At 68.4% G+C, this 24,461-nt stretch carries 18 protein-coding genes and 3 rRNA genes; 20 read left to right on the top strand and 1 reads right to left on the bottom strand.

The features are described from left to right. The first annotated feature begins 9 nt into the window (after positions 1–9). The 9 genes from CFK38_RS12845 (at position 10) to CFK38_RS12805 (ending at position 8,959) form a co-directional block, all read left to right on the top strand. Positions 10–867 carry a MazG nucleotide pyrophosphohydrolase domain-containing protein gene (locus CFK38_RS12845; protein WP_245851044.1) on the top strand — a complete coding sequence of 286 codons (858 nt, stop codon included), beginning with the start codon at positions 10–12 and terminating at the stop codon, positions 865–867. Between the two features lie 66 nt (positions 868–933). Continuing rightward, positions 934–2,217: a phosphopyruvate hydratase gene (eno, locus tag CFK38_RS12840; RefSeq protein WP_096803420.1), complete on the top strand. Its 1,284-nt coding sequence runs from the start codon at positions 934–936 to the stop codon at positions 2,215–2,217. Positions 2,218–2,248: 31 nt separating this feature from the next. Beyond that, complete coding sequence (locus CFK38_RS12835) at positions 2,249–2,926, top strand: FtsB family cell division protein (RefSeq protein ID WP_157773487.1); 678 nt, start codon at positions 2,249–2,251, stop codon at positions 2,924–2,926. Continuing rightward, the gene (locus CFK38_RS12830; RefSeq protein WP_096803419.1) at positions 2,923–3,459 is read left to right on the top strand and encodes a DUF501 domain-containing protein; all 537 of its coding nucleotides are present in this window, start codon (positions 2,923–2,925) and stop codon (positions 3,457–3,459) included. The genes CFK38_RS12835 and CFK38_RS12830 overlap by 4 nt, the downstream gene beginning before the upstream one ends. Continuing rightward, on the top strand, positions 3,456–4,409 hold the full coding sequence (locus CFK38_RS12825) for a Ppx/GppA phosphatase family protein (protein ID WP_096803418.1): 954 nt from the start codon (positions 3,456–3,458) through the stop codon (positions 4,407–4,409). The genes CFK38_RS12830 and CFK38_RS12825 overlap by 4 nt, the downstream gene beginning before the upstream one ends. A 63-nt stretch (positions 4,410–4,472) precedes the next feature. Further along, positions 4,473–5,846 carry an NAD(P)/FAD-dependent oxidoreductase gene (locus CFK38_RS12820; protein WP_096803417.1) on the top strand — a complete coding sequence of 458 codons (1,374 nt, stop codon included), beginning with the start codon at positions 4,473–4,475 and terminating at the stop codon, positions 5,844–5,846. Positions 5,847–6,099: 253 nt separating this feature from the next. Continuing rightward, positions 6,100–6,897 (top strand): glucosamine-6-phosphate deaminase, encoded by a 798-nt coding sequence (nagB, locus tag CFK38_RS12815; protein WP_096803416.1) that lies wholly within the window; start codon positions 6,100–6,102, stop codon positions 6,895–6,897. 71 nt (positions 6,898–6,968) lie between these two features. After that, positions 6,969–8,474, top strand: coding sequence for an NCS2 family permease (locus CFK38_RS12810; protein ID WP_096803415.1), 1,506 nt, complete (start codon positions 6,969–6,971; stop codon positions 8,472–8,474). After that, positions 8,471–8,959 (top strand): MarR family winged helix-turn-helix transcriptional regulator, encoded by a 489-nt coding sequence (locus tag CFK38_RS12805; RefSeq protein ID WP_096803414.1) that lies wholly within the window; start codon positions 8,471–8,473, stop codon positions 8,957–8,959. Before CFK38_RS12810 ends, CFK38_RS12805 begins: the two co-directional genes overlap by 4 nt. 76 nt (positions 8,960–9,035) lie before the next feature. Here CFK38_RS12805 and serC read toward each other — a convergent pair whose 3' ends face one another. Further along, a complete protein-coding gene (gene serC / locus CFK38_RS12800; RefSeq protein ID WP_096803413.1) occupies positions 9,036–10,199 on the bottom strand; it encodes a phosphoserine transaminase in 1,164 nt (387 codons plus the stop codon). Positions 10,200–10,328: 129 nt separating this feature from the next. Here serC and CFK38_RS12795 point away from each other — a divergent pair, with 129 nt between their 5' ends. From CFK38_RS12795 to steA, 11 genes are all read left to right on the top strand, one after another. Next, positions 10,329–11,027, top strand: coding sequence for a demethylmenaquinone methyltransferase (locus CFK38_RS12795; RefSeq protein ID WP_096803412.1), 699 nt, complete (start codon positions 10,329–10,331; stop codon positions 11,025–11,027). Positions 11,028–11,514: 487 nt separating this feature from the next. Further along, positions 11,515–13,034 (top strand): 16S ribosomal RNA (locus tag CFK38_RS12790). A gap of 367 nt (positions 13,035–13,401) precedes the next feature. Continuing rightward, a 23S ribosomal RNA gene (locus CFK38_RS12785) occupies positions 13,402–16,468 on the top strand. A gap of 131 nt (positions 16,469–16,599) precedes the next feature. After that, positions 16,600–16,716: ribosomal RNA gene (rrf, locus tag CFK38_RS12780) — 5S ribosomal RNA — on the top strand. Together the 16S, 23S and 5S rRNA genes form the textbook arrangement of a ribosomal RNA operon. Positions 16,717–17,511: 795 nt before the next feature. Then, on the top strand, positions 17,512–17,688 hold the full coding sequence (locus CFK38_RS17305) for a hypothetical protein (RefSeq protein WP_172895748.1): 177 nt from the start codon (positions 17,512–17,514) through the stop codon (positions 17,686–17,688). Positions 17,689–17,867: 179 nt separating this feature from the next. Continuing rightward, positions 17,868–18,707 carry a hypothetical protein gene (locus CFK38_RS17200; RefSeq protein ID WP_245851042.1) on the top strand — a complete coding sequence of 280 codons (840 nt, stop codon included), beginning with the start codon at positions 17,868–17,870 and terminating at the stop codon, positions 18,705–18,707. Continuing rightward, positions 18,704–19,720 carry an HAD-IIA family hydrolase gene (locus CFK38_RS12770; RefSeq protein WP_096803411.1) on the top strand — a complete coding sequence of 339 codons (1,017 nt, stop codon included), beginning with the start codon at positions 18,704–18,706 and terminating at the stop codon, positions 19,718–19,720. Before CFK38_RS17200 ends, CFK38_RS12770 begins: the two co-directional genes overlap by 4 nt. Continuing rightward, a complete protein-coding gene (locus CFK38_RS12765; protein ID WP_096803410.1) occupies positions 19,717–20,562 on the top strand; it encodes a TlyA family RNA methyltransferase in 846 nt (281 codons plus the stop codon). Before CFK38_RS12770 ends, CFK38_RS12765 begins: the two co-directional genes overlap by 4 nt. Before the next feature lie 5 nt (positions 20,563–20,567). Further along, positions 20,568–21,512: an NAD kinase gene (locus CFK38_RS12760; RefSeq protein WP_096803409.1), complete on the top strand. Its 945-nt coding sequence runs from the start codon at positions 20,568–20,570 to the stop codon at positions 21,510–21,512. Between the two features lie 15 nt (positions 21,513–21,527). Then, positions 21,528–23,276, top strand: coding sequence for a DNA repair protein RecN (gene recN / locus CFK38_RS12755; protein ID WP_096803408.1), 1,749 nt, complete (start codon positions 21,528–21,530; stop codon positions 23,274–23,276). Next, positions 23,273–24,448, top strand: a complete 1,176-nt coding sequence (gene steA / locus CFK38_RS12750) for a putative cytokinetic ring protein SteA (RefSeq protein WP_096803407.1) — start codon at positions 23,273–23,275, stop codon at positions 24,446–24,448. The genes recN and steA overlap by 4 nt, the downstream gene beginning before the upstream one ends. The last annotated feature ends 13 nt before the right edge of the window (positions 24,449–24,461 follow it).

The following is a 24,461-nucleotide window of genomic DNA, read 5'->3' as shown; positions in this document are numbered from 1 at the left end:
CTCGCTCCTGTGAGCGACGCGCAGAGCATCCCCGTGCCCGAGATCCCCGAGCGCGATCCCGCACCCGGGAGGTCGACCCCGGAGCCGGCGCCTCCCGAGCAGCGCGGTCCCGGACGGGCGGACCTCCGGCGGGACGGCGCTGACCGCACTGTCCGCGGCAGCGCCCTGCTGCGGGCGGTGGAGGTGATGGAGGCGCTGCGCGCGCCCGCCGGCGACGCCTGGACCCATCAGCAGAGCCACGCCTCGCTCGCCCGCTACCTGCTCGAGGAGACCCACGAGGTCCTCGAGGTGATCGACGACCCCGCGGACCACGCACCCGGTGCGCTCGCCGATGAGCTCGGCGACCTGCTGTTCCAGATCCTGTTCCACGCCCGGGTGGGCCAGGAGGAGGAGCCGGCCTGGGACATCGACGACGTGGCCCGCGCCTTCATCGCGAAGATGGAGCGGCGCAATCCGCACGTCTTCGGCCAGCAGCGCGAGCGGGCACTGGCGGACCCCGAGGACGTCGAACAGATCATCGCCCAGTGGCATGCGGTCAAAGCCGCGGAGCAGGAGTCCGCGGGGGCCCTCGAGAGGGGCTGGTTCGACGGCATCCCCGCCCGGCTGCCGGCCCTGCAGACCGCCGCGAAGGCGGTGCACCGTGCGCGCTCCGCGGGACGGCTCGAGGAGCTGCTGGCGGCCGCGGACGAGGCGTCCCGTGCCGAGGACGCCCAGGAGTGGGGCGCCGGGGTGGCCCGGGCACTGCTGGATCTCGCCGTGGCCGCCGAGTGCCGGGACGACGATCCCGAGACGGCTCTGCGCACGCTGCTGGCCCGCACCCGGACCCGCATCGCCGACCCGGAGCAGGATCCGGGACTCTCGGCCTAGACTGACCCCTGGACGGTCAGCGCCGACCGGCCGTGACATCACTTCACCCGAAGGAAGGAACAGCCCATGGCAGCCCTGATCGATGCCCTGCTCGCCCGCGAGATCCTCGATTCCCGAGGAAACCCCACCGTCGAGGTGGAGATCCTGCTCGACGACGGAACCTTCGCCCGCGCCGCGGTCCCCTCCGGCGCCTCCACCGGCGCCTTCGAGGCCGTCGAGCGTCGGGACGGCGACAAGGACCGGTACCTCGGCAAGGGCGTCCAGGACGCCGTCAGCGCCGTGATCGCCGACATCCAGCCGAAGATCCTGGGCATGGACGTCCAGGAGCAGCGCGCGATCGACGCCGCCATGCTCGAGCTCGACGGCACCGAGAACAAGGGCTCCCTCGGTGCCAACGCGATCCTCGGCGTGTCCCTGGCCGTGGCCCGTGCCGCCGCCGACTCCGCCGGAACCCCGCTGTACCAGTACGTCGGCGGCCCGAACGCCCACCTCCTGCCGGTGCCGATGATGAACATCCTCAACGGCGGCTCCCACGCGGACTCCAACGTCGACATCCAGGAGTTCATGATCGCGCCGATCGGTGCGGAGACCTTCTCCGAGGCGATGCGCGTCGGCGCCGAGGTCTACCACGCCCTGAAGGCCGTGCTCAAGGAGCGCGGCCTGGCCACCGGCCTCGGCGACGAGGGCGGCTTCGCGCCGAACCTCGACTCCAACCGCGCCGCCCTCGATCTCATCGTCGAGGCCATCGGCAAGGCAGGCTTCGAGGCCGGCAAGGAGGTCGCGCTCGCGCTCGACGTCGCGGCCTCGGAGTTCTTCGAGGACGGCTCCTACACCTTCGAGGGCGCCAAGAAGACCTCCGCCGAGATGGTCGAGTACTACGCCGAGCTCGTCGACGCGTACCCGCTGGTCTCCATCGAGGACCCGCTGGACGAGGACGACTGGGCGGGCTGGAAGGCCATGACCGATCGTCTGGGCACCACGATCCAGCTGGTGGGCGACGATCTCTTCGTCACCAACCCCGAGCGGCTCGCCCGCGGCATCGCCGAGGGCTCCGCGAACTCGCTGCTGGTCAAGGTCAACCAGATCGGCTCGCTGTCGGAGACCCTCGACGCCGTGGACCTCGCGCACCGCGCCGGCTTCACCGCGATGATGTCCCACCGCTCCGGTGAGACGGAGGACACCACCATCGCCGACCTCGCCGTGGCCACCAACTGCGGTCAGATCAAGTCGGGCGCCCCGGCGCGCGGCGAGCGCGTGGCCAAGTACAACCAGCTGCTCCGCATCGAGGAGGAGCTCGGCGACGCCGCACGCTACGCGGGCGCCGCGGCCTTCCCGCGTTTCACCTCCTGAGTCCCCAGGTTCGAGGTTGTAGCCTCGTGCCATGAGCAGCAGACGACCGGGCGCCCCGCGATCGACGAGGCGCCCGGTCCCTGCGTCCGGGGGCAGGCGCTCCGGGGCACGGACCACCTCGCGACCGGCCGCCGGCACCCCGCGGGGCGGGGCCTCCAGGGCCTCGCGCACGCGAGGACCCGCCGCGGCCTCCCGGCCCGCCGCGACCCCGCCCGGCGCGACGGAGGAGGACGGCCCCGGCATCACCATCACCCGGCGCACTCTCGCGCTGGTGGCCCTGGTCGTGATCGCCCTGGCCGCGCTGGTGCCCACGGTCAACACCTATGTCGCCCAGCGGCAGAAGCTCTCCGAGCTGCAGGCGCAGGTCTCCCGGCAGGAGCAGCAGGTCGAGGCGCTGCGCGAGCAGGTGGCCCGCTGGGAGGACCCCACCTACGTCGCCGCCCGTGCCCGCGAGCGGCTGCTGTTCGCGATGCCGGGGGAGACCCAGTACCGGCTCACCGACACCTCCGGGCACGACGTCCCCCTCACCGAGGCCGAGCAGGCCGAGGAGGCCGCGAAGGAGGGGGAGTGGTTCTCCGTGCTCTGGGAGAGCGTGGAGGGCTCCAGCCGGCTCACCCCCGAGGACATCCCCGACGAGACGGGGTCGACCGACGACGACGTCTCCGAGCAGGACCCCGCCGACACCACCGATCAGGACACCGACCAGTGAGCACCCTTCCCCCTCTTCCCTTCGAGTCCCCGGCCACCGCACGGGACCACGAGGTGATGCGCGCGCAGCTCGGACGGGAGATGCGCGGCGTCATCTCGATCGCCCGGCGCTGCAGCTGCGGTCGACCCGCCGTGGTCCGCACCTCCCCGCGGCTCGAGGACGGCACCCCGTTCCCCACCTCGCTCTACCTGACCCTCCCGTGGCTCACGCTGGAGATCTCGCGCCTGGAGGCGACCGGCCTGATGGCCCAGCTCACCGAGCGGGTGGAGCAGGATCCCGCGCTCGCCTCCGCCTACCGCGGTGCGCATGAGCGCTATCTCGCCCGCCGCGCGGAGATCGGTGATGCCCAGGAGGTCCGACACGTCAGCGCCGGCGGCATGCCCACCCGGGTGAAGTGCCTGCACGCCCTCGCCGGTCAGGCCCTCGCCGAGGGGCCCGGGACCAATCCGATCGCCGACGAGGTGCTGCTCCTGGTCGACGGAGCGCTGCCCGAGCTGCTCTGCCGCTGCGAGGACGGGGAGGAGACCCGATGAGCGCCCCCGTCGCCGCGATCGACTGCGGCACCAACTCGATCCGCCTGCTCATCGCTCGCCGGGACGAGGCCTCCGGGGCTCTCGTCGACCTGGAGCGGCGGCTGGAGATGGTCCGGCTCGGACTGGGCGTGGACCGCACCGGACGCTTCGACCCGGTCGCCGTCGAGCGGACGCTGGAGGCCGCCCGTCGCTACCGCGCACTGATCCAGCACCATGGCGTGGCCACCCAGGACATCCGCTTCGTCGCCACCTCCGCGACCCGTGACGCCGCCAACCGTGACCTCTTCATCGAGGGCATCCACGAGATCCTCGGGATCGTGCCCGAGGTGATCAGCGGAGGCGAGGAGGCGGCGCTCTCCTTCCGCGGGGCCGTCAGCACCATCGCGGATCTGCCCGCGGGGCCGCGACTGGTCGTGGACATCGGCGGGGGCTCCACCGAGCTGGTGCTCGGCGAGGCGGCGCCGACCCACCGGATCAGCATGGACATGGGCTCGGTGCGCCTGACCGAGCGCCATCTGCTCACCGATCCGCCCACTGCGGCCGAGATCGGCGCGGCCACCGTCGAGATCGACGCCCTCCTGGACCGGGCCGCCGTCGAGGTGCCCCTGGACCAGGCGACCTCGCTGGTCGGCGTCGCCGGAACGGTGACGACCGTCACTGCCGTGGCGGCCGGGATCCAGGACTATCGTCCCGACGTCACGCACGGGGCGTCCCTGACGATCGATGGACTGGGCGACATCTGCCGCACGCTGCTCACCGAGACCCGCGCCGAACGCGCCCGGCGGACGGTCATCCATCCAGGTCGCGTGGATGTCATCGGCGCCGGTGCCCTGATCTGGTCGCGCATCGCCGACCGTGTCGCGGGGGCCGGGACGCTCACGTCCGCACGCACCAGCGAGCATGACATCCTCGACGGGATCGCCCTGGATCTGCTGGACCGAGTGCCCTGACCTCGACCTGTTCGCCGGGCGGTCGCTTTTGTGTCCGAGCCTCCGCGGTTCTACTCTGTAGATATGACTAATACTTTCGGCGGCAAGCCCCATGTCCTCATCCTCGGAGGCGGTTCCGTCGGCTTGACGACGGCATCCGAGCTGCGCAAGACCCTCGGTGCGGAGGTCGCGATCACCGTCGTCGACCCGCGTCCGTACATGACGTACGCGCCGTTCCTCCCCGAGGTCGGCGCCGGCAGCATCGACCCGCGCAACGTCCTCGCGCCGCTGCGCAAGGTCCTGCCCGGGGCCAAGGTCGTCACCGGTTCGGTCTCCGCGATCCGCAGCACCGAGAACACCGTGGTGGTGGACCTCGAGGAGGACGAGCAGCTCGAGATCGCCTACGACTACCTGGTGGTCGGCCTCGGCGCCGTCCCCCGTCTGCTGCCCATCCCCGGCCTCGCGGAGAACGCGATCGGCTTCAAGCAGATCGAGGAGGCGACCGCAGTGCGCGACCGCATCCTCGCCAACCTCGCCGAGGCCGCGACCACCAAGGATCCGGCGGTCCGCAAGCGTCTGCTCACCTTCACCTTCATCGGTGGCGGCTTCGCCGGCGGCGAGGCCGTCGCCGAGACCGAGGACCTGGTCCGCGATGCGCTGCGCTACTACCCCGACCTCCACGCCTCGGACATCCGTTTCGTGCTCGTCGACGGCGCACCGTTCATCTTCCCCGAGCTCGCCGAGGACCAGCGCGCCTACGTGCTGAACCAGCTGCGTGAGCGCGGCATCGAGGTCAAGCTCGAGACCTTCCTCAACTCCGCCGAGAACGGCGTGATCAAGACCAGCGACGGCGATGAGTTCGAGTCCGACCTGCTGGTCTGGAACGCCGGCGTGAAGCCGGCCCCGGTGCTCGCCGACTCGGAGGTCTCCGATCTCCCGATCGTCACCGAGCGCGGCCCGCTGATGGGCAAGCTCGAGTCGCTCGCGGACCTCCGAGTCAACGGCGCCGAGGGCCCGCTGGACAACGTCTTCGCCGCCGGTGACTGCGCCGCCGTGCCGGACCTCGCCTCGGGCGAGGGCAAGTTCTGCCCGCCGAATGCCCAGCACGCGGTCCGTCAGGCCAAGCGCGTGGCCGACAACATCGCGCGCTCCGTCCAGGGCCGCCCGCTGGTGGACTACTACCACCGCAACCTCGGCGTGATGGCCACCCTCGGCATGTACAAGGGCGTGGCTCTGCTGCAGCTGGGCGAGAAGGAGATCGACGTCCGTGGTCTGCCGGCCTGGGTGCTGGCCCGTTCGTACCACGTGTACGCGATGCCGACCCTCGGCCGCAAGGCCTCCGTGATCGCGGGCTGGGCGACCAACCTGATCTCGCGCCGCGACATCATCGGCATCCCGGAGGCCCAGACCCCGCGCGCGGCCTTCGAGTACGCCGCGAACACCGGCAAGAAGAAGTGAGCCGAGCGGGTTCTCCTGCCTGAGCCGGAGCACCCGACCCGGTGACGCGAACGCTGCCGCACACGAGCTGTGCGGCAGTGTTCGTGCGTCGTTCGTGCGTCGCACGCACGGCGTGAGGAGTCGACCGTCTCACGTGCCGACGCACACCCGGGGCCGACGTGTATGACCAGGTATGCTCGGATGCACGCGAGAACACGCGGGAACGATCAACGGTGCGCCGTGGCGCGGCACCGGGGCAGAAGGGCAGGACCGCATGGAGATCCACATCGTCCAGAACGCCGAGAGGGGCGCGGAGGTCGTCGCGGATGTCTTCGTCCGCACGCTGCAGGAGGCCGGGGAGTCGGGCACGGTCCTGGGCCTGGCCACCGGCTCCTCCCCGGTCCCCGCCTATGCCGAGCTGATCCGTCGCCACCGCGAGGAGGGGCTCTCCTTCGCCCGCAGCCGCGCCTTCCTGCTCGATGAGTACATCGGTCTGCCCGCCGGTCACGAGCAGAGCTACCACCACTTCATCCGCGAGAACTTCACGTCGCACATCGACATCGACGACGCCGCCGTCGTCTCCCCGGACGGCGCCTCGGCCGATCCGGTCTCCGAAGCGGCGTCCTACGACCGCCGGCTGCGCGAGGCAGGGGGAGTGGACCTGCAGATCCTCGGCATCGGCTCCAACGGCCACATCGCCTTCAACGAGCCCGGCAGCTCGCTCGGCTCCCGCACCCGGGTGATCGGCCTCGCACGCTCCACCATCGAGGACAACGCCCGCTACTTCGACACCGCGGACGACGTCCCGGTCCGTGCGCTCAGCCAGGGGCTGGGCACCATCCTCGAGGCGCGACGGATCGTGCTGACCGCCACGGGTGCGGGCAAGGCCGAGGCCGTCGCCCAGCTCGCCGAGGGCGCGATCAGCGCCCGCTGGCCCGCGACCGCGCTGCAGATGCACCCGGACGTGACCGTGGTGGTCGACGAGGCGGCCGCCTCGAAGCTCGAGCTCGCGGACTACTACCGCTACTCGCGACGGCTCGAGGCAGAGCACCCGCTCCTGGCCCTGGGCTGAGCCCGGGCGGGCCCGCGCACCTCCCGGACATCGCAGGGTGTCCGGCGCCGAGGGCGGATACGATCTCTCCCATGCAGCCGGCCGACCCCTCCTCCCCGTCCACGCTCCCCACGGCGGTCGACACCTCGCCCCGGTCGGGACTGGACCGCTTCTTCGCGATCTCCGAGCGGGGCTCCACGGTGGGCCGGGAGATCCGCGGCGGTCTCGTCACCTTCTTCTCGATGTGCTACATCGTGGTGCTGAACCCGCTGATCATCGGGACGGTCCCGGATTCCACCGGGATGTATCTGGGCGGGGGCACAGAGCCGAACCTGCCCGCCGTCGCCGCCGGCACGGCGCTGATCGCCGGTCTGCTGAGCCTGGCGATGGGAGCCTGGGCGAAGTTCCCCCTCGCGCTCGCCGCCGGACTCGGGCTCAACGCCTACCTCGCCTATTCCGTGGTCTCCCTGCCGGGCATGACCTGGGGCGGGGCGATGGGCATGGTGCTGCTCGAAGGCGTGGTCATCCTGGTGCTGGTGCTCAGCGGCTTCCGCAGGGCAGTCTTCAACGCGGTCCCACCGTTCCTCAAGACCGCCATCGCCGTGGGCATCGGCCTGTTCATCGCCTTCCTCGGGCTGTTCAACGCGAAGTTCGTGACCACCGCCGCCGGGACGCCCGTGCAGCTGGGCCACGACGGCTCGCTGACCGGCTGGCCCACCGTCGTGTTCGTCGCCGGGCTGCTGCTGATGCTGGTGCTGTGGATCCGCAAGGTGCCGGGAGCGATCCTCATCGCGATCGTCAGCGCGACCGTGCTCTCGCTGGTCATCGAGCGAGTGCTGCACCTCGGCGCCTTTGCCCCGGCGGACGGCACGGATCCCGGCAACCCCGGCGGCTGGGCGATGAACGTCCCGGCGATCACGGGGTCCCCGGTCCAGCTGCCCGACTTCGCCACGCTCTTCACGGTCGACCCGATCGGCGGCATCACGGCCGCCGGCATCATCGGCGCCGCGGTCATCGTCTTCTCCCTGCTGCTGGCGGACTTCTTCGACACGATGGGCACGATGGTCGGGGTCGCCTCCGCCGCGGACCTCCTCGAGGAGGGCGGCGACATCCCGGGCTCCCAGCGCATCCTGGTCGTCGACTCGGTGGCCGCGATCGCGGGCGGCGTCGGCGGCGTCTCGTCCAACACCAGCTTCGTCGAATCCACCTCGGGCGTGGCCGAGGGCGCCCGGACCGGGCTCGCCGCGGTGGTCGTCGGCACGCTCTTCCTGCTCTCGACCTTCCTCTCGCCGCTGGTCGCGATGGTCCCCTACGAGGCGGCGACCCCGGCACTGGTCATGGTGGGCTTCCTGATGATGACCCAGATCACCGATATCGACTTCACCGACGTCGAGGTCGCGGTGCCCGCCTTCCTCACCATCATCCTGATGCCCTTCGCCTACTCGATCACCGTCGGGATGGGCGCCGGCTTCGTGATGTACGTGCTCATCCGGGTGGTCCGCGGCAAGGCCCGCCAGGTCCACTGGCTGATGTACCTCATCGCGCTGCTGTTCGTCGTGTACTTCCTGCGCGGGGCGATCGAGGGCGTCCTGCTGTGAGCTCGCACGGCGCCGGGGACGGGACGACGGAGCCGATCGGTTCCGCGCCCGAGGGCGAGGAGGCGGCCGAGCTCGCCGCGGAGCTGCAGCGGGTGCTGCTGGTCTCCTCCCGGATCCTGCGCTCCCACACCGCCTCGGAGGAGGTCTCCGCTCCGCAGTTCTCGGTCCTCGCCTACCTCCACCGGATGGGGGAGTCGACGCCGAGCGCGCTCGCGGAGTTCGAGCACGTGAGCCCGCCGGTGATGACCCGGAGCCTCGGACGGCTCGAAGGGGCCGGTCTGGTGCGCCGCGCCACGCACCCCGTGGACGGGCGCCAGGTGAGGGTCACCCTCACCGAGGAGGGCGTGCAGCTGGTGCTCGCGGGCCGGGAGCACCGCCACACCTGGCTCCGCGACCGGATCGACGGTGCCACGCCCGCGCAGCGAGCTGCCCTGCGCGGTGCCTCCGAGGTGCTGCGCGAGCTGCTCATCCCACCGCGGGACTGACTGCTCGCGGCCGAGCGGCGGAGGGATGGCCGGACCGCGTCCCGTGGCAGTCCGGCCGGCCCTGACCGGGGTCGCCTCAGGCGCCCGCGGTGCTGTCCAGCAGGTGGTCGAGCACCGTGATCAGCGCCGCCACATCCTCCTCGCCGACGGCGGGGAAGGTCGCGATCCGCAGCTGGTTGCGGCCGAGCTTCCGGTACGGCTCGATGTCGACCACGCCGTGGGCGCGCAGCACCGAGGTGATGGCCGTGGCATCGATCGACTCGTCCACGTCCACGGTGGTCACCACCTGGGAGCGCGCGGCCGGATCCGCGACGAACGGTGTGATCTCCTCGCGACGTGCGGCCCAGGCCTGCAGCATCCCGCTGGTGGTGCGCGTGCGCTCATCGGCCCATGCCAGGCCGCCCTGCGCGAGCATCCACTCGATCTGCTCGGCCAGCAGCACCAAGGTGGCGACCGCAGGCGTGTTCAGGGTCTGGTTCTTCCGCGAGTTGTCGATCGCGCTGGTGAGCGAGAGGAAGGACGGGATCCACCGCGAGGTGTCCTGCGCCAGCCGCTCGGCGCGCTCGATCGCGGCGGGGGAGAGGATGCTCAGCCAGAGCCCGCCGTCGGAGGCGAAGGCCTTCTGCGGGGCGAAGTAGTACGCGTCGGTCTGCGTGATGTCGACGCTCGCCGCCCCCGCGACCGAGGTCGCATCCACGAGCACCAGCTGGTCCGCTCCCGCGCCCTCGGGACGCCGCACCGGCACCATCACGCCGGTCGAGGTCTCGTTGTGCGGCCAGGCGTAGGCGTCGACCTCGGCGGAGGCGACCGGCTGCGGGACGGATCCCGGCGCGGAACGCAGGACCTCGGGCTCGGCGAGGTGGGGTGCCCCAGCGGACTCCGCGGCGAACTTCTGGGAGAACTCCCCCAGCACGAGATGCTGCGAGCGGCGCTCGATCAGCCCGAAGACAGCCACGTCCCAGAAGGCCGTGGACCCGCCGTTGCCGAGCACCACCTCGTAGCCCTCCGGCAGGGAGAACAGCTCGGCGAGGCCCGCGCGCACCCGAGCGACGAGATCCTTCACCGGCGCCTGGCGGTGCGAGGTGCCCATCACCGTGGTCGAGACGGACCGCAGGGCGTCCATCTGCTCCGACCGGATGCGCGAGGGACCGGAGCCGAAGCGACCATCCCTGGGCAGCAGATGCTGGGGGATGGTCAGGGCGCGGAGGGCATCGGTGCGAGCGGTGCGGGCTGCGGTCATTCGGAGACTCCTCATGATGGGTGGGCCGAGGGCGCCGACCGGACGGACGCCCGCGACCATTCTTCCAGCGGACCGCCGATCGGCCGAGAGCCGTCCGTGGGCGCTCACCGGACATGGGAGGATCAGAGCATGAGCCGTGCTGATCTGGAGAAGCAGCCGTACGACGTCGCCACGATGTTCGACGGCATCGCCAAGCGCTACGACCTGATGAACGACGTCGCCGCGATGGGACAGGTCGGGATGTGGCGCGACCTCATGGTCCAGGCGCTGGAGATCGAACCCGATGCACAGGTCCTCGACCTCGCGGCCGGCACCGGCACCTCGACCGCCGCGATCGCCCGCGCCGGCGCCCGCGTGGTCGCCGCGGACTTCTCCCTGGGCATGATGAGCGAGGGTCGGCGGCGCGGGGCACCGGTCCCGTTCGTCGGTGCCGACGGGCAGCACCTCCCGTTCGCCGAGGGCTCCTTCGACGCCGCGTCCATCTCCTTCGGCCTGCGCAACGTGCATGAGCCGCGACAGGCTCTGGCCGAGATGGTGAGGGTGGTCCGTCCGGGCGGACGAGTGCTGGTCTGCGAGTTCTCCACCCCCGCCTGGGCACCGTTCCGCACCGTCTACGAGAAGTACCTGCTGCGCGCGCTGCCGGCGGTCGCCGGCCGGTTCGCCACCGCGGTGGATGCCTACGAGTACCTCGCCGAGTCGATCCTCGAGTGGCCGGACCAGGAGGAGCTGCGCGGATGGTTCCGAGAGACCGGCATGGAACGCACCCAGTACCGGAATCTCAGCGGCGGGATCGTCGCCCTCCACCGCGGTGTCGTGCCCGTCTCATGAGGACCCGGACGGCGCCGACCCCGGAGCGGCCCGCGACCCCGGTTCAGCGTCGTGACCTGCACGAACAGCCAACCTGCGGCGGTGTGGTCGAGGACACGTCCCAAAGGGTCGTTCTGGCTTGACGGGGGTGTCGGGGGTGCGTAATGTTCTTCCTCGTGCCCCGGACAACGGGAACCAGGAACGGCCAGCGTGCCGGACCGAGATTCTCGCACTGGCCAGGCATGACTGGTCTTCCGAGAGAGGATCGCGGCGCGGATCACACCGCACGGATTTGACTCGGAGAACTGAGCCGCAGTAAGTTAGCGGAGTTGCCTCGGAGCGGATGACCCGGAAGGGTTCGAAGCACTGAGTGCGCGTGTTGCTTGATATCTCAATAGCGTGTCTGTTTATTGATGCCATTTGTTTGAATGGCAAGTATACGGATGATACAGCAGTTTAATTTGCTGGTTGTTTGTTTATTTTGTCAGGATATTGTTTTTCATGTTTTTTCATGGAGAGTTTGATCCTGGCTCAGGACGAACGCTGGCGGCGTGCTTAACACATGCAAGTCGAACGATGACGACGGGGCTTGCCCTGTCTGATTAGTGGCGAACGGGTGAGTAACACGTGAGTAACCTGCCCTTCACTTCGGGATAACCTCGGGAAATCGTGGCTAATACCGGATATGAGTTCCTGCCGCATGGTGGGTGCTGGAAAGATTTATCGGTGAAGGATGGACTCGCGGCCTATCAGTTTGTTGGTGAGGTAATGGCTCACCAAGGCGATGACGGGTAGCCGGCCTGAGAGGGCGACCGGCCACACTGGGACTGAGACACGGCCCAGACTCCTACGGGAGGCAGCAGTGGGGAATATTGCACAATGGGCGAAAGCCTGATGCAGCGACGCCGCGTGGGGGATGACGGCCTTCGGGTTGTAAACCCCTTTCAGTAGGGAAGAAGCGAAAGTGACGGTACCTGCAGAAGAAGCGCCGGCTAACTACGTGCCAGCAGCCGCGGTAATACGTAGGGCGCAAGCGTTGTCCGGAATTATTGGGCGTAAAGAGCTCGTAGGTGGCTTGTCGCGTCTGCCGTGAAAACCCGAGGCTCAACCTCGGGCGTGCGGTGGGTACGGGCAGGCTAGAGTGTGGTAGGGGAGACTGGAACTCCTGGTGTAGCGGTGAAATGCGCAGATATCAGGAAGAACACCGATGGCGAAGGCAGGTCTCTGGGCCATTACTGACACTGAGGAGCGAAAGCATGGGTAGCGAACAGGATTAGATACCCTGGTAGTCCATGCCGTAAACGTTGGGCACTAGATGTGGGGGACATTCCACGTTCTCCGCGTCGTAGCTAACGCATTAAGTGCCCCGCCTGGGGAGTACGGCCGCAAGGCTAAAACTCAAAGGAATTGACGGGGGCCCGCACAAGCGGCGGAGCATGCTGATTAATTCGATGCAACGCGAAGAACCTTACCAAGGCTTGACATGCACCGGACGGCTCCAGAGATGGGGTTTTCTTCGGACTGGTGCACAGGTGGTGCATGGTTGTCGTCAGCTCGTGTCGTGAGATGTTGGGTTAAGTCCCGCAACGAGCGCAACCCTTGTTCTATGTTGCCAGCACGTGATGGTGGGGACTCATAGGAGACTGCCGGGGTCAACTCGGAGGAAGGTGGGGACGACGTCAAATCATCATGCCCCTTATGTCTTGGGCTTCAAGCATGCTACAATGGTCGGTACAATGGGTTGCGAAACTGTGAGGTGGAGCGAATCCCAAAAAGCCGGCCTCAGTTCGGATTGGGGTCTGCAACTCGACCCCATGAAGTCGGAGTCGCTAGTAATCGCAGATCAGCAACGCTGCGGTGAATACGTTCCCGGGCCTTGTACACACCGCCCGTCAAGTCACGAAAGTCGGTAACACCCGAAGCCAGTGGCCCATCCTCGTGAGGGAGCTGTCGAAGGTGGGATCGGTGATTGGGACTAAGTCGTAACAAGGTAGCCGTACCGGAAGGTGCGGCTGGATCACCTCCTTTCTAAGGAGCATCACCAATTATGGTGGCCATTTTCTCACCCGAGTGTGGTGGGGATGGTTGCTCAAGGGTGGAACATCAATGAATGGGCACTTCGCTGGTCATACCGGCTCCAGTACGGCCTTCGGGTCTGGAACGAGTGGTGTGACTGGTTCGAGGTGGAGACACGCTATTGGGTTGTGAGGCTGCACGCGGCCCCGACGACGCCTACCTTCGGGTGGGTCTTTTCTGGGGTGTGTGGCTGGTCCTCCCTTGCATCGCTGCCGCTGTGGCGGGGTGGTGTGGGTGTGGGGTTGTTTTTTGAGAACTGCATAGTGGACGCGAGCATCTTGTAAGCAATATTTGTAGAGCGCGAAGAGTCTTTGTGTTGCCGTAAGTTTTAAAGGGCGCACGGTGGATGCCTTGGCAAGAGGAGCCGACGAAGGACGTGGGAGTCTGCGTTAAGCCTCGGGGAGTTGACAACCTAGCTGTGATCCGAGGATGTCCGAATGGGGAAACCCACCACGAGTCATGTCGTGGTACCCATCACTGAATGTATAGGTGGTGTGGAGGGAACGCGGGGAAGTGAAACATCTCAGTACCCGCAGGAAGAGAAAACAATAGTGATTCCGTGAGTAGTGGCGAGCGAAAGCGGAGGAGGCTAAACCTGGTCTGTGTGATACCCGGCAGGGGTTGCAGGTCGGGGGTTGTGGGACGTATCAGAACTGTCTGCCGGCGGTTCGGCGTGGACGTGCAGTGGTAGTCGAAGTCGTGTTGAGTGCGATGGCGTAGAGGGTGTGACCCCCGTAGACGAAACTGCTGCATGGCGTGATGCTGTTCCCGAGTAGCACCGGGCCGTGAAATCCGGTGTGAATCTGCCAGGACCACCTGGTAAGCCTGAATACTACCTCTTGACCGATAGCGGACAAGTACCGTGAGGGAAAGGTGAAAAGCACCCCGGGAGGGGAGTGAAATAGTACCTGAAACCGTGCGCTTACAATCCGTCGGAGCCTTTTGGGGTGACGGCGTGCCTTTTGAAGAATGAGCCTGCGAGTTAGTGGTCGGTGGCGAGGTTAACCCGTGTGGGGTAGCCGTAGCGAAAGCGAGTCTGAACGGGGCGTTCAGTCGCCGGCTCTAGACCCGAAGCGAAGTGATCTATCCATGGGCAGTGTGAAGCGCGGGTAAGACCGCGTGGAGGCGCGAACCCACTTCAGTTGAAAATGGAGGGGATGACCTGTGGATAGGGGTGAAAGGCCAATCAAACTTCGTGATAGCTGGTTCTCCCCGAAATGCATTTAGGTGCAGCGTTGCGTGTTTCGTACCGGAGGTAGAGCACTGGATAGGCGATGGGCCCCACCGGGTTACTGACCTTAGCCAAACTCCGAATGCCGGTACGTGAGAGCGCAGCAGTGAGACTGTGGGGGATAAGCTTCATAGTCGAGAGGGAAACAGCCCAGAACATCAGCTAAGGCCCCTAAGCGTGTGCTAAGTGGAAAAGGATGTGGAGTTGCTGAGACAACCAGGAGGTTGGCTTAGAAGCAGCCACCCTTGAAAGAGTGCGTAATAGCTCACTGGTCAAGTGATTCTGCGCCGACAATTTAGCGGGGCTCAAGCACACCGCCGAAGCTGTGTCACTCAGACCTTGTGTCTGGGTGGGTAGGGGAGCGTCGTACAGCCAGCGAAGCTGCGGGGGAACCCAGTGGTGGAGGCTGTACGAGTGAGAATGCAGGCATGAGTAGCGAAAGACGGGTGAGAAACCCGTCCGCCGATTGATCAAGGGTTCCAGGGCCAGGTTTATCCGCCCTGGGTTAGTCGGGACCTAAGGCGAGGCCGACAGGCGTAGTCGATGGACATCGGGTTGATATTCCCGAACCGATCGTAGGAGGACCCATACCGAGGCAGTCGATGCTAACCACCCGAGCTGTTCCCATACCCTTCGGGGTGTGGAGAGTGGTGAGGCTGGGAACCAAGGTTGTAGTAGGTCAGCGCGAGGAATGACGCAGAGAGGTAGCTTCCGCGGACTTAATGGAATAGTCCGTCTAAGCGTGCAGCCCGGCCCCGGGTAATGCTGGGGCCATGAGGGTGAGACGTGATGGGGATCCCGTATGGGCGTAGGTGAGTGATCCTGTACTGCCAAGAAAAGTTCCGGCGTGACGAATACGGTCGCCCGTACCCTAAACCGACTCAGGTGATCAGGTAGAGAATACCGAGGCGTTCGAGAGAATCGTGGTTAAGGAACTCGGCAAAATGCCCCCGTAACTTCGGGAGAAGGGGGGCCCGAACCGTGAGAGCGGTGAGGGCCGCAGAGACCAGGGAGAAGCGACTGTTTACTAAAAACACAGGTCCGTGCGAAGTCGTAAGACGCTGTATACGGACTGACGCCTGCCCGGTGCTGGAAGGTTAAGAGGACCGGTTAGAGCTCTTCGGAGTTCGAAGCTGAGAATTTAAGCCCCAGTAAACGGCGGTGGTAACTATAACCATCCTAAGGTAGCGAAATTCCTTGTCGGGTAAGTTCCGACCTGCACGAATGGCGTAACGACTTCTCCACTGTCTCAACCGCGAACTCGGCGAAATTGCATTACGAGTAAAGATGCTCGTTACGCGCAGCAGGACGGAAAGACCCCGGGACCTTTACTATAGTTTGATATTGGTGTTCGGGACGGCTTGTGTAGGATAGGTGGGAGACTGGGAAGCATTCACGCTAGTGAGTGTGGAGTCATTGTTGAAATACCACTCTGGTCGTTCTGGATTCCTAACCTCGGTCCGTGATCCGGATCAGGGACAGTGTCTGATGGGTAGTTTAACTGGGGCGGTTGCCTCCTAAAGAGTAACGGAGGCGCTCAAAGGTTCCCTCAGCCTGGTTGGCAATCAGGTGTTGAGTGTAAGTGCACAAGGGAGCTTGACTGCGAGACAGACATGTCGGGCAGGTGCGAAAGCAGGAACTAGTGATCCGGCACCTCATTGTGGAATGGGTGTCGCTCAACGGATAAAAGGTACCCCGGGGATAACAGGCTGATCTTGCCCAAGAGCTCATATCGACGGCATGGTTTGGCACCTCGATGTCGGCTCGTCGCATCCTGGGGCTGGAGTTGGTCCCAAGGGTTAGGCTGTTCGCCTATTAAAGCGGTACGCGAGCTGGGTTTAGAACGTCGTGAGACAGTTCGGTCCCTATCCGCTGCGCGCGTTGGATATTTGAGAAGTCCTGTCCCTAGTACGAGAGGACCGGGATGGACTGACCTCTGGTGTGCCAGTTGTTCTGCCAAGGGCATGGCTGGTTGGCTACGTCGGGAAGGGATAACCGCTGAAAGCATCTAAGCGGGAAGCCTGCTTCGAGATGAGATATCCATACACCCTTTGGGTGTGAGAGGCCCCCAGTAGATGACTGGGTTGATAGGCCAGATGTGGAAGCACAGCAATGTGTGGAGCTGACTGGTACTAATGGCTGATGACTTACAACAACATTTCTTCGTGCTTGTTGTTTACTGTGTGTGTTTGCGTCCACTGTGCGGTTCTCGAGAAACAACCTCGACAACCCGGGCATTCCCTTGTGGGCTGTGTGGGGTGTGGGGGCTGGTGAGTCTCAACGTGTTACGGCGGTCATAGCGTCGAGGAAACGCCCGGTTCCATTCCGAACCCGGAAGCTAAGCTCGATTGCGCCGATGGTACTGCACTCGGAAGGGTGTGGGAGAGTAGGTCGCCGCCGGACATCTTCACTGGGAGTGGAGGAGTGCTGGAACCCCTGCGGGGTGTTCGCCTCCTCCACTCCCTTTTTTCATGCCCGCACGCGGTCGGGCAGCGGGTTCGGGCAGCACGGGCGTGCAGAGTGCGGAGGCCGGGCACGGAGTACTGCTTCGGTGCAGGTCACAGCCCGGCGTAGGGTCGCTTCCTGACGCCTGGTGCCCGGTGGGAGCTGGTGAAAGCTGTCACGGATAGCGCTGTTACCCGGTGGTCAATCTGCCGGTTTCGCTTAGGATCCTGGGAGAAAACGGCATAGTGCGAGACGAACGAAGAGACGGACGGTCCAGGGTGGCTGAGGACAGCAACAGCAAGGGCGACCGCGGCCACGGCGACGAGAGCCGGAGTGGGCAGCGGCGCGATGAGCGCGCGTCGACGAGGGCGCCCCGCAGCACGTCGGGAGGCGGTCGCGGACGGTCCCGCACCGAGGGTGCGTGGGAGAACCGCGGGCCTCGACGTGAGCGTACGGACCGGACCGGCGGGGCAGCCGGCGACTCTGCTCGCTATGGCGGCGGGCCCCGTCGCGACGAGCGAGTCTCCTCGAGGTCCGATCGTCCGCAGCGCTCCGAGGACTCCCGCGGATACCGTTCCGGTGCGGGCGAGTCCCGTCCCCACCGCAGCAGCGGGAGACCCCAGGGATCGACGCCGGACTCCCGGGGCCGTCGCGATGATCGTCCGTGGGAGAAGCGCACTCCGCGCGATGACCGTTCGGGAGGCACCCGTGAGTCCCGCTCCGCCGGCGATCGCCAGGACCGCCCGCGTCGAGATGACCGTCCCTGGAGCCAGGATCCGTCGCGCCGTGAGGATCGTCCCCGCCGTGAGGACGGCCCGCGTCGAGATGACCGCCCCTGGCGCGACTCGGGCGCGCGTCGTGATGATCGTGCCCGTCGTGATGATCGTCCCCGTCGTGATGATCGCCCCCGCCGTGATGACCGTTCGCTGAGGACGGACCGTCCGGTCCGGGACGATCGGCGCGAGAACCGGCCGGGCCAGGAGGAGCGTGCTGATCGACCACTCGAGCCGCGCATCCCCGAGAGCATCACCGGTCGCGAGCTCGACAAGGACGCGCGTTCGGAGCTGTTCGGTCTGAGCAAGGAGACCGCCGAGCGGGTCGCACGCCACATGGTCGCCGCGCATCTGCTCGAGGACTCCGACAACGAGACCGCTCTGGCCCATGCGCGCTTCGCCGCCAGGCTCGGCGGTCGGGTCGGCGTCGTGCGCGAGACCTACGGCGTCCTCGCCTATCGTGCCGGTGACTTCCGCACCGCCTCTCGCGAGCTGCGGACCTCGGTGCGCATCACCGGACGCACCGACGTGCTGCCGATGATCGCCGATTCGGAGCGTGGTCTGGGACGGCCGGAGCGGGCTCTGGACATCGCCGCCTCGGACGACGCCGCGGCTCTGGGCGTCGACGCGGCCATCGAGCTGATGATCGTGGTGGCCGGCGCCTATGCGGACACCGGTGACATCGGCACTGCGCTGCGCACTCTCGAGATCCCGGCCCTGCGTCACAAGGTGGACGGGCGCTGGCAGGTGCGGCTGTGGGTGGCCTACGCCGATCTGCTCGAGCGCGCTGAGCGTCAGGACGAGGCCACGCGGTGGCTCACTCTGGCCGCGGACACCGACACGGAGGGCCTCACCGATGCCGCCGAGCGGCTCGGCCGCCCGGCACCTGCTCCCGCGGACGAGCCCACCTGGGCCGATGACGAGCAGGTCTCCGTACTGGACGCCTACGATCCCGAGGCGGACGTCGACGCCCCGAGCACGGCCGATGCCACCCCGAGCACGGCCGATGCCGAGGACTCGGGGAGCGACCAGGTCGCAGCTGACACGCAGGAGACGGCCGACGCGGACGAGGCCGCGGAGGCCGACGACCCGGAGGACGCCGTGGTCGCCGAGCCCGCTGCACGGGAGAGTGCGCCGACGCCGCCTGCAGAGAACCAGCCGGGGGAGAGCTCGTGATCCGTCGACCGGATCCGTCCCTGCTGGACCTGCACGACGCGCTGCTCCTCGACCTGGACGGCACCCTCATGCACGGCGCTGAGCCGATCCCGCATGCCGCCGAGGCCGTCGAGACGGCGCGGGCGGCAGGATGCACCGTCGTCTTCGCGACCAACAACGCCTCGCGCACCCCGCAGCAGGCCGCCGAGCACCTGGCCGTGGTCGGCATTGCGGCGCAGCCGGAGGAGTTCATCACCTCGCCGCAGGTCGCCGCCCGGCTGCTCGCCGCCCGCCTCGACGCCGGCGCGAAGGTGCTCGTCGTCGGCGGCCCGAGCCTGGCGGCCCAGATGCGCGAGGTCGGCCTCAGCCCGGTGGACACCGACTCCGAGGACGTCGCGGCCGTGGTCCAGGGCTGGTCCCCGGACCTCGATTGGCGGCGCCTGGCCGAGGGTGCCTATGCGATCCGCCACGGCGCCTACTGGATGGCCACCAACGTCGACGCCACCCTGCCCACCGAGCGCGGACTCGCTCCGGGCAACGGAGCGATGGTCGCGGCGCTGCGCCATGCCACCGGGAAGGAGCCGGCCGTGGCCGGCAAGCCCGAGCCGGGCATGTTCGAGGTGGCGGCCCGTGAGCACCGAGCGCGCAGGCCGCTGATCATCGGCGACCGTCTGGACACCGACATCGAAGGCGCGGTGCGCGCAGGGATGGAGTCCCTGCTCGTGCTCACCGGCGTCGACGGGATCGAGGAGGCGCTCCGTGCAGAGCCGATCCGTCGGCCCTCCTTCATCCTCCCGGACCTCGCCCGGCTCACCGCTCCGTTCCCGCTGCCGGTCGTCGACGGCGACCGTGCGCGCTGCGGTGCCGTGAGCGCCGTCTGGCGGGACGGCGACATCGCGGTCCACGGCGACCAGGACGATCCGCGAGTGCTGCGCGCCGTGCTGGCCCTGCTGCGCGAGCACAGTGCGCAGAGCGCCTGGACCGGGCGACTGCACCCGCAGCCCCTCGCCGCCCGGGCGCCCGCCGAGAGGTGAGCGGCGACCGACTCGACGTCGCGCTGCTCGCCGCGGGACTCGCGCGGTCCCGCAGCCACGCCCGGCGCATCATCGACGAGGGCCGCGCCCGGGTGGACGGCCGCACGGGGGCCAAGCCCTCGATGCCGATCGCCCCCGATGCCGTGCTCGAGGTCGTCGACATCCCCGACGGGGTCGAGTTCGCCTCCCGCGCCGCCCACAAGCTCGCCGGAGCGCTCGAGGCGCTGTCGCTGCATCCCGCCGGCCGTCTGTGTCTGGACGCCGGCGCGTCCACCGGCGGGTTCTCCGATGTGCTGCTGCGCCGCGGCGCCGCTGCGGTGATCGCCGTCGATATCGGACACGACCAGCTCGCCGAGCACGTGCGCGCCGACCACCGGGTCACCGTCCGGGACGGCACCAGCGTGCGCGACCTCACGCCCGAGCTGCTGGGAACCACCGTCGACCTGCTCGTCGCGGACCTGTCCTTCATCTCTCTGCGCACCGTGGTCCCGGCCCTGGCCGGGGTGATGCGCGCCGAGGGCGAGCTGCTGCTCATGGTCAAACCCCAGTTCGAGGTGGGCCGGGCCGCGCTGCCGAAGTCCGGCGTGGTCAGCGCCGTCCCCGCGCGGACGGGCGCGGTGCGCGGCGTGGCCGAGGCAGCCGCGCGGGCAGGGCTGCGCACGGTCGCCGTGGGGCCCAGCGCCCTGCCGGGGCAGGACGGGAATCGAGAGTATTTCCTCCATCTGCGGCCGCACGGCGCGACCTCCGCGCTGGACGCCGAGGCCTGTGACATGATCGAGTCGGCCGTGCGCGGGGACGGTCCACGGCACCGTCGTGACCAGCACACCACCGAGGAGGACTGACCACCATGCGACGGTTCCTCCTGTACGTGCACACCGGGCGGCGCGCCGCCCTGCAGGCGACGCTGAGCGTGCTCGAGGAGCTCCGGCTGCGGAACGTGCGCGCCGTCGTCGTCGACGACCAGGTCGACGAGATGCTCGCCCTGCCCGAGGACATGGCCCCGCCCAAGCTGCTGACCTTCCTCACCAACGGCGCCGTCGACGTCCTCGACGCCGTCTCCGCCGCGGACCTCGTCGAGCTGGGCATCGTGCTCGGCGGCGACGGCACCATCCTGCGCGCGCTCGAAGCGGTGCGCGCGGCCGACGTCCCCGTCCACGGGGTGAACCTCGGTCACGTGGGCTTCCTCGCCGAGAGCGAGGTCGAGGACCTCTCGATCACCGTCTCGCGCCTGCTGGACGGCGACTACGAGGTCGAGGAGCGCTCGACCCTCGAGATCACGGTGCTCGATGCCGAGGACGAGCTCGTGGCCCGGCACTGGGCGCTCAACGAAGCCTCCCTGGAGAAGGCCGACCGCAAGAAGATGATCAACGTCGCCATCGAGATCGACGGGCGACCGGTCTCCTCCTTCGGCGCCGACGGCGTGCTGCTGTCCACCCCCACCGGCTCGACCGCCTACGCGTTCAGCGCCGGCGGTCCGGTGATCTGGCCCGAGGTCGACGCGATGATGCTGATCCCGCTGGCCGCTCACGCGCTGTTCGCCCGGCCCCTGGTGCTGGGACGCTCCTCCGAGGCGGCGGTCGAGATGACCCTCGACAACCGCGACGACGCGATCCTCATCCTCGACGGACGCCGCAGCGCGGACATCACCGCGGGGATGCGCATCGAGGCCCGGCTGTCCGCGCGCTCCGTGCGCCTGGCCCGACTGGCCCCGAGCCCCTTCGCGGATCGGCTGGTCGAGAAGTTCCAGCTGCCGGTCGTGGGCTGGCGGGGCCGCGGCCCCCGCACCCGCTGAAGCAGGAAGGGCTCCATGCTGTCCACGCTCCGGATCCGCCATATCGGCGTGATCGACGACGCGATGCTCGATTTCGGGCCCGGCTTCACCGCCCTGACGGGGGAGACCGGTGCCGGCAAGACGATGATCGTGACCGGCCTGAGCATGCTGCTGGGCGGCCGCCTGGATCGGGGACGCACCAGCGGCGCCAGCACCGTGGACGGCACCCTCTCGCTGTCCGGGCACACCGAGCTGGCCGACTCCCTCGACGAGCTCGGCGCGGAGGAGGACGACGGCGAGGTGCTGGTGGTCCGCCGCGTCACCCGCGACGGCCGCTCCCGCGCGCAGATCGGCGGGGTCCCCGTCCCGATCGGCACGCTGTCGCGCCTCGTGGGCACCGCGGTGACCGTGCACGGCCAGTCCGACCAGCAGCGGCTGCGGGACCTCGACGCCCAGCGGGAGGCGCTGGACCGCTTCGCCGGCGCGGAGATCGGGCCGCTGCTGGAGCGCCACCGGGAGATCTGGCGCGAGCGCTCCCTCCTCGCCGAGCGCCTCAGCGAGCTCGATGCCCTGCTCGCCGAGCGCGACCGCCGCGGCACCGCGCTGCGGGAGGCCCTCGAACGGCTCGAGCAGGCGGATCCGCAGGAGGACGAGGACGCCGCGCTGCGGGCCGAGATCGACCGCCTCGGCAATGCCGAGGAGCTGCGCGGCGCCGCCGGGCAGGCGGCGCTCGCGCTGGTCGGGGACGACGACGGCCCGGCGGCCGCGCCGCTGCTGGCCCTCGCCGCCGAGTCGCTGGGCCGGGCGGCACGCACCGATCCCACGCTCGCGCCGCTGCTCGAGCGGCTGGACTCCGTGCGCATCGAGCTGTCGGACGTCGCCGCGGAGATCTCCCGCTACGCCGAGGACATCGATGCCTCTCCCGGCCGGATCCAGGAGGCCAACGAGCGTCTCCACGAGCTGACGGTGCTGGTGCGGGACCTCGGCGGACTGCTGCCCGGAGCCGACGGCCCGGCCGAGGACATCACCACCCTGCTGACGACGTCCCGCACCGCGGCCATCGACCTCGACCGCTTCGAGGGCGCAGAGCAGGAGCGCTCCGGGACGGCCGCCCGGCTCACCGAGCTCGAGCAGGAGCTCACCGCGGCCGCGGAGGCCCTCACCGCCGCCCGCACCGCCGCCGCCGGCGCCCTCTCCGCAGCCGTCCAGGAGGAGCTGCGCCACCTCGAGATGCCCGATGCGGACATCCGCGTGGACGTGACCGGGCAGAGCCATCGTTCGCACGGCCGGGACTCGGTCGCGATCCTGCTCGCCCCGCATCCCGGCGCTCAGCACCTGCCCGTGGCCCAGGCGGCCTCCGGCGGTGAGCTCTCCCGCGTGATGCTCGCCCTCGAGGTCGCGCTGTCCTCCTCCCGCAGCGACCGCTCCGCCGCGCCGGTGTTCGTCTTCGACGAGATCGACGCCGGCATCGGGGGACGGGCGGCGCTCGCGGTGGGCCAGCGGCTGGCCCGCCTGGCCCGGCACGCGCAGGTGATCGTCGTGACCCACCTGCCCCAGGTCGCAGCCCACGCCGGCACCCATCTGCAGATCGTGAAGTCCTCCCGGGAGGGCACCACCAGCTCCACGGTGGAGACCCTCGACCGGCCGGCCCGGATCCGGGAGCTGGCGAGGATGCTCGCCGGCGACGACGCCTCCGATGTGGCGCTGGCCCATGCCGAGGAGCTGCTCGACGAGGCGCGCGCAGTCGCCTCCGGGACGAGCGCCGCACGGGGAGCGCGACGATGAGCGGCGGCGTCGTGATCTCGGGCACCGCCCGGCTCGGCAAGCGCACCAAGGACCTCACCGCCCGGCTGCAGCCCGGGGACATCGCGATCATCGACCACGAGGACATCGACCGGGTGGCCGCCGAGGCGCTGGTCGAGCGGGAGCCCGCCGCCGTGCTCAACGTCGCCGCCTCCACCTCGGGCCGCTACCCGAACGCCGGGCCGCGGATCCTGATCGATGCGGGGATCGTGCTGGTCGACGATCTGGGCGCCGCCGTGTTCGAGGAGCTCCGGGACGGGCAGCCGGTCACGGTGAGCGGGGACGAGGTGCTGCGCGACGACGGCGTGGTCGCGCAGGGGGTCCGACAGGACGACGCGAGCGTGACCGCCTCGCTCGAGATCGCCCGCGAGGGCCTGTCCGAGCAGCTCGAGCTGTTCGCCGAGAACACCATGGAGTACATGCTCCGTGAGCGGGACCTGCTGCTGGACGGGATCGGAGCCCCGGACGTGCGCACCCGCATCGACGGACGGCCGGTTCTCATCGTGGTCCGCGGCTATCACTACAAGGAGGATCTCGCGACCCTCAAGCCCTTCCTCCGTGAGAACCGCCCGATCATCATCGGCGTCGACGGCGGGGCGGATGCGGTCATCGAGGCCGGCTTCCACCCCGACATGATCATCGGTGACATGGACTCCGTCTCCGACCGCACCCTGCGCGGCGGCTCCGAGCTGGTCGTCCACGCCTACCGGGACGGCCGCGCCCCCGGCATGGAGCGCCTCGCCGAGCTGGGCCTGGCAGAGGATGCGATCTCCTTCCCCGCCTCCGGCACCAGCGAGGACATCGCGATGCTGCTGGCCGATGAGAAGGGCGCCTCCGTGATCGTCGCCGTCGGCACCCACGGCACCCTCGAGGAGTTCCTGGACAAGGGCCGCGCCGGCATGAGCTCGACCTTCCTCACCCGCCTGCGGATCGGCTCCAAGCTCGTGGACGCCAAGGGCGTCTCCCGCCTGTACCGTCAGAGGATCTCGACCCTCCAGCTGGTGCTGCTCGCACTGGCCGGGCTCGCCGCACTCGCCGTCGCGCTCTGGGCGACCCCCGGCGGGCAGGCGCTGGTCCAGATCCTCGGCGCCCGCCTGGACGGCATTCTGTCCTGGTTCACCATGCTGTTCTCACCCCGGGTCACCGGGGCGTAGGAGGAACCCGACC

The organism is Brachybacterium vulturis (assembly GCF_002407185.1).
GTDB classification, from domain to species: Bacteria; Actinomycetota; Actinomycetes; order Actinomycetales; family Dermabacteraceae; genus Brachybacterium; species Brachybacterium vulturis.
The sequence above is the reverse complement of the archived record's forward strand: the minus strand, read 5'-3'. Positions and strand labels throughout refer to the sequence as shown.

Coding starts and splice junctions, on each gene's coding strand:
- eno (WP_096803420.1), top strand. CDS start 934: ATGGCAGCCCTGATCGATGCCCTGCTCGCCCGCGAGATCCTCGATTCC.
- CFK38_RS12835 (WP_157773487.1), top strand. CDS start 2,249: ATGAGCAGCAGACGACCGGGCGCCCCGCGATCGACGAGGCGCCCGGTC.
- CFK38_RS12825 (WP_096803418.1), top strand. CDS start 3,456: ATGAGCGCCCCCGTCGCCGCGATCGACTGCGGCACCAACTCGATCCGC.
- CFK38_RS12820 (WP_096803417.1), top strand. CDS start 4,473: ATGACTAATACTTTCGGCGGCAAGCCCCATGTCCTCATCCTCGGAGGC.
- nagB (WP_096803416.1), top strand. CDS start 6,100: ATGGAGATCCACATCGTCCAGAACGCCGAGAGGGGCGCGGAGGTCGTC.
- CFK38_RS12810 (WP_096803415.1), top strand. CDS start 6,969: ATGCAGCCGGCCGACCCCTCCTCCCCGTCCACGCTCCCCACGGCGGTC.
- serC (WP_096803413.1), bottom strand. CDS start 10,199: ATGACCGCAGCCCGCACCGCTCGCACCGATGCCCTCCGCGCCCTGACC.
- CFK38_RS12795 (WP_096803412.1), top strand. CDS start 10,329: ATGAGCCGTGCTGATCTGGAGAAGCAGCCGTACGACGTCGCCACGATG.
- CFK38_RS17305 (WP_172895748.1), top strand. CDS start 17,512: ATGACCGTCCCTGGAGCCAGGATCCGTCGCGCCGTGAGGATCGTCCCC.
- CFK38_RS17200 (WP_245851042.1), top strand. CDS start 17,868: ATGGTCGCCGCGCATCTGCTCGAGGACTCCGACAACGAGACCGCTCTG.
- CFK38_RS12760 (WP_096803409.1), top strand. CDS start 20,568: ATGCGACGGTTCCTCCTGTACGTGCACACCGGGCGGCGCGCCGCCCTG.
- recN (WP_096803408.1), top strand. CDS start 21,528: ATGCTGTCCACGCTCCGGATCCGCCATATCGGCGTGATCGACGACGCG.
- steA (WP_096803407.1), top strand. CDS start 23,273: ATGAGCGGCGGCGTCGTGATCTCGGGCACCGCCCGGCTCGGCAAGCGC.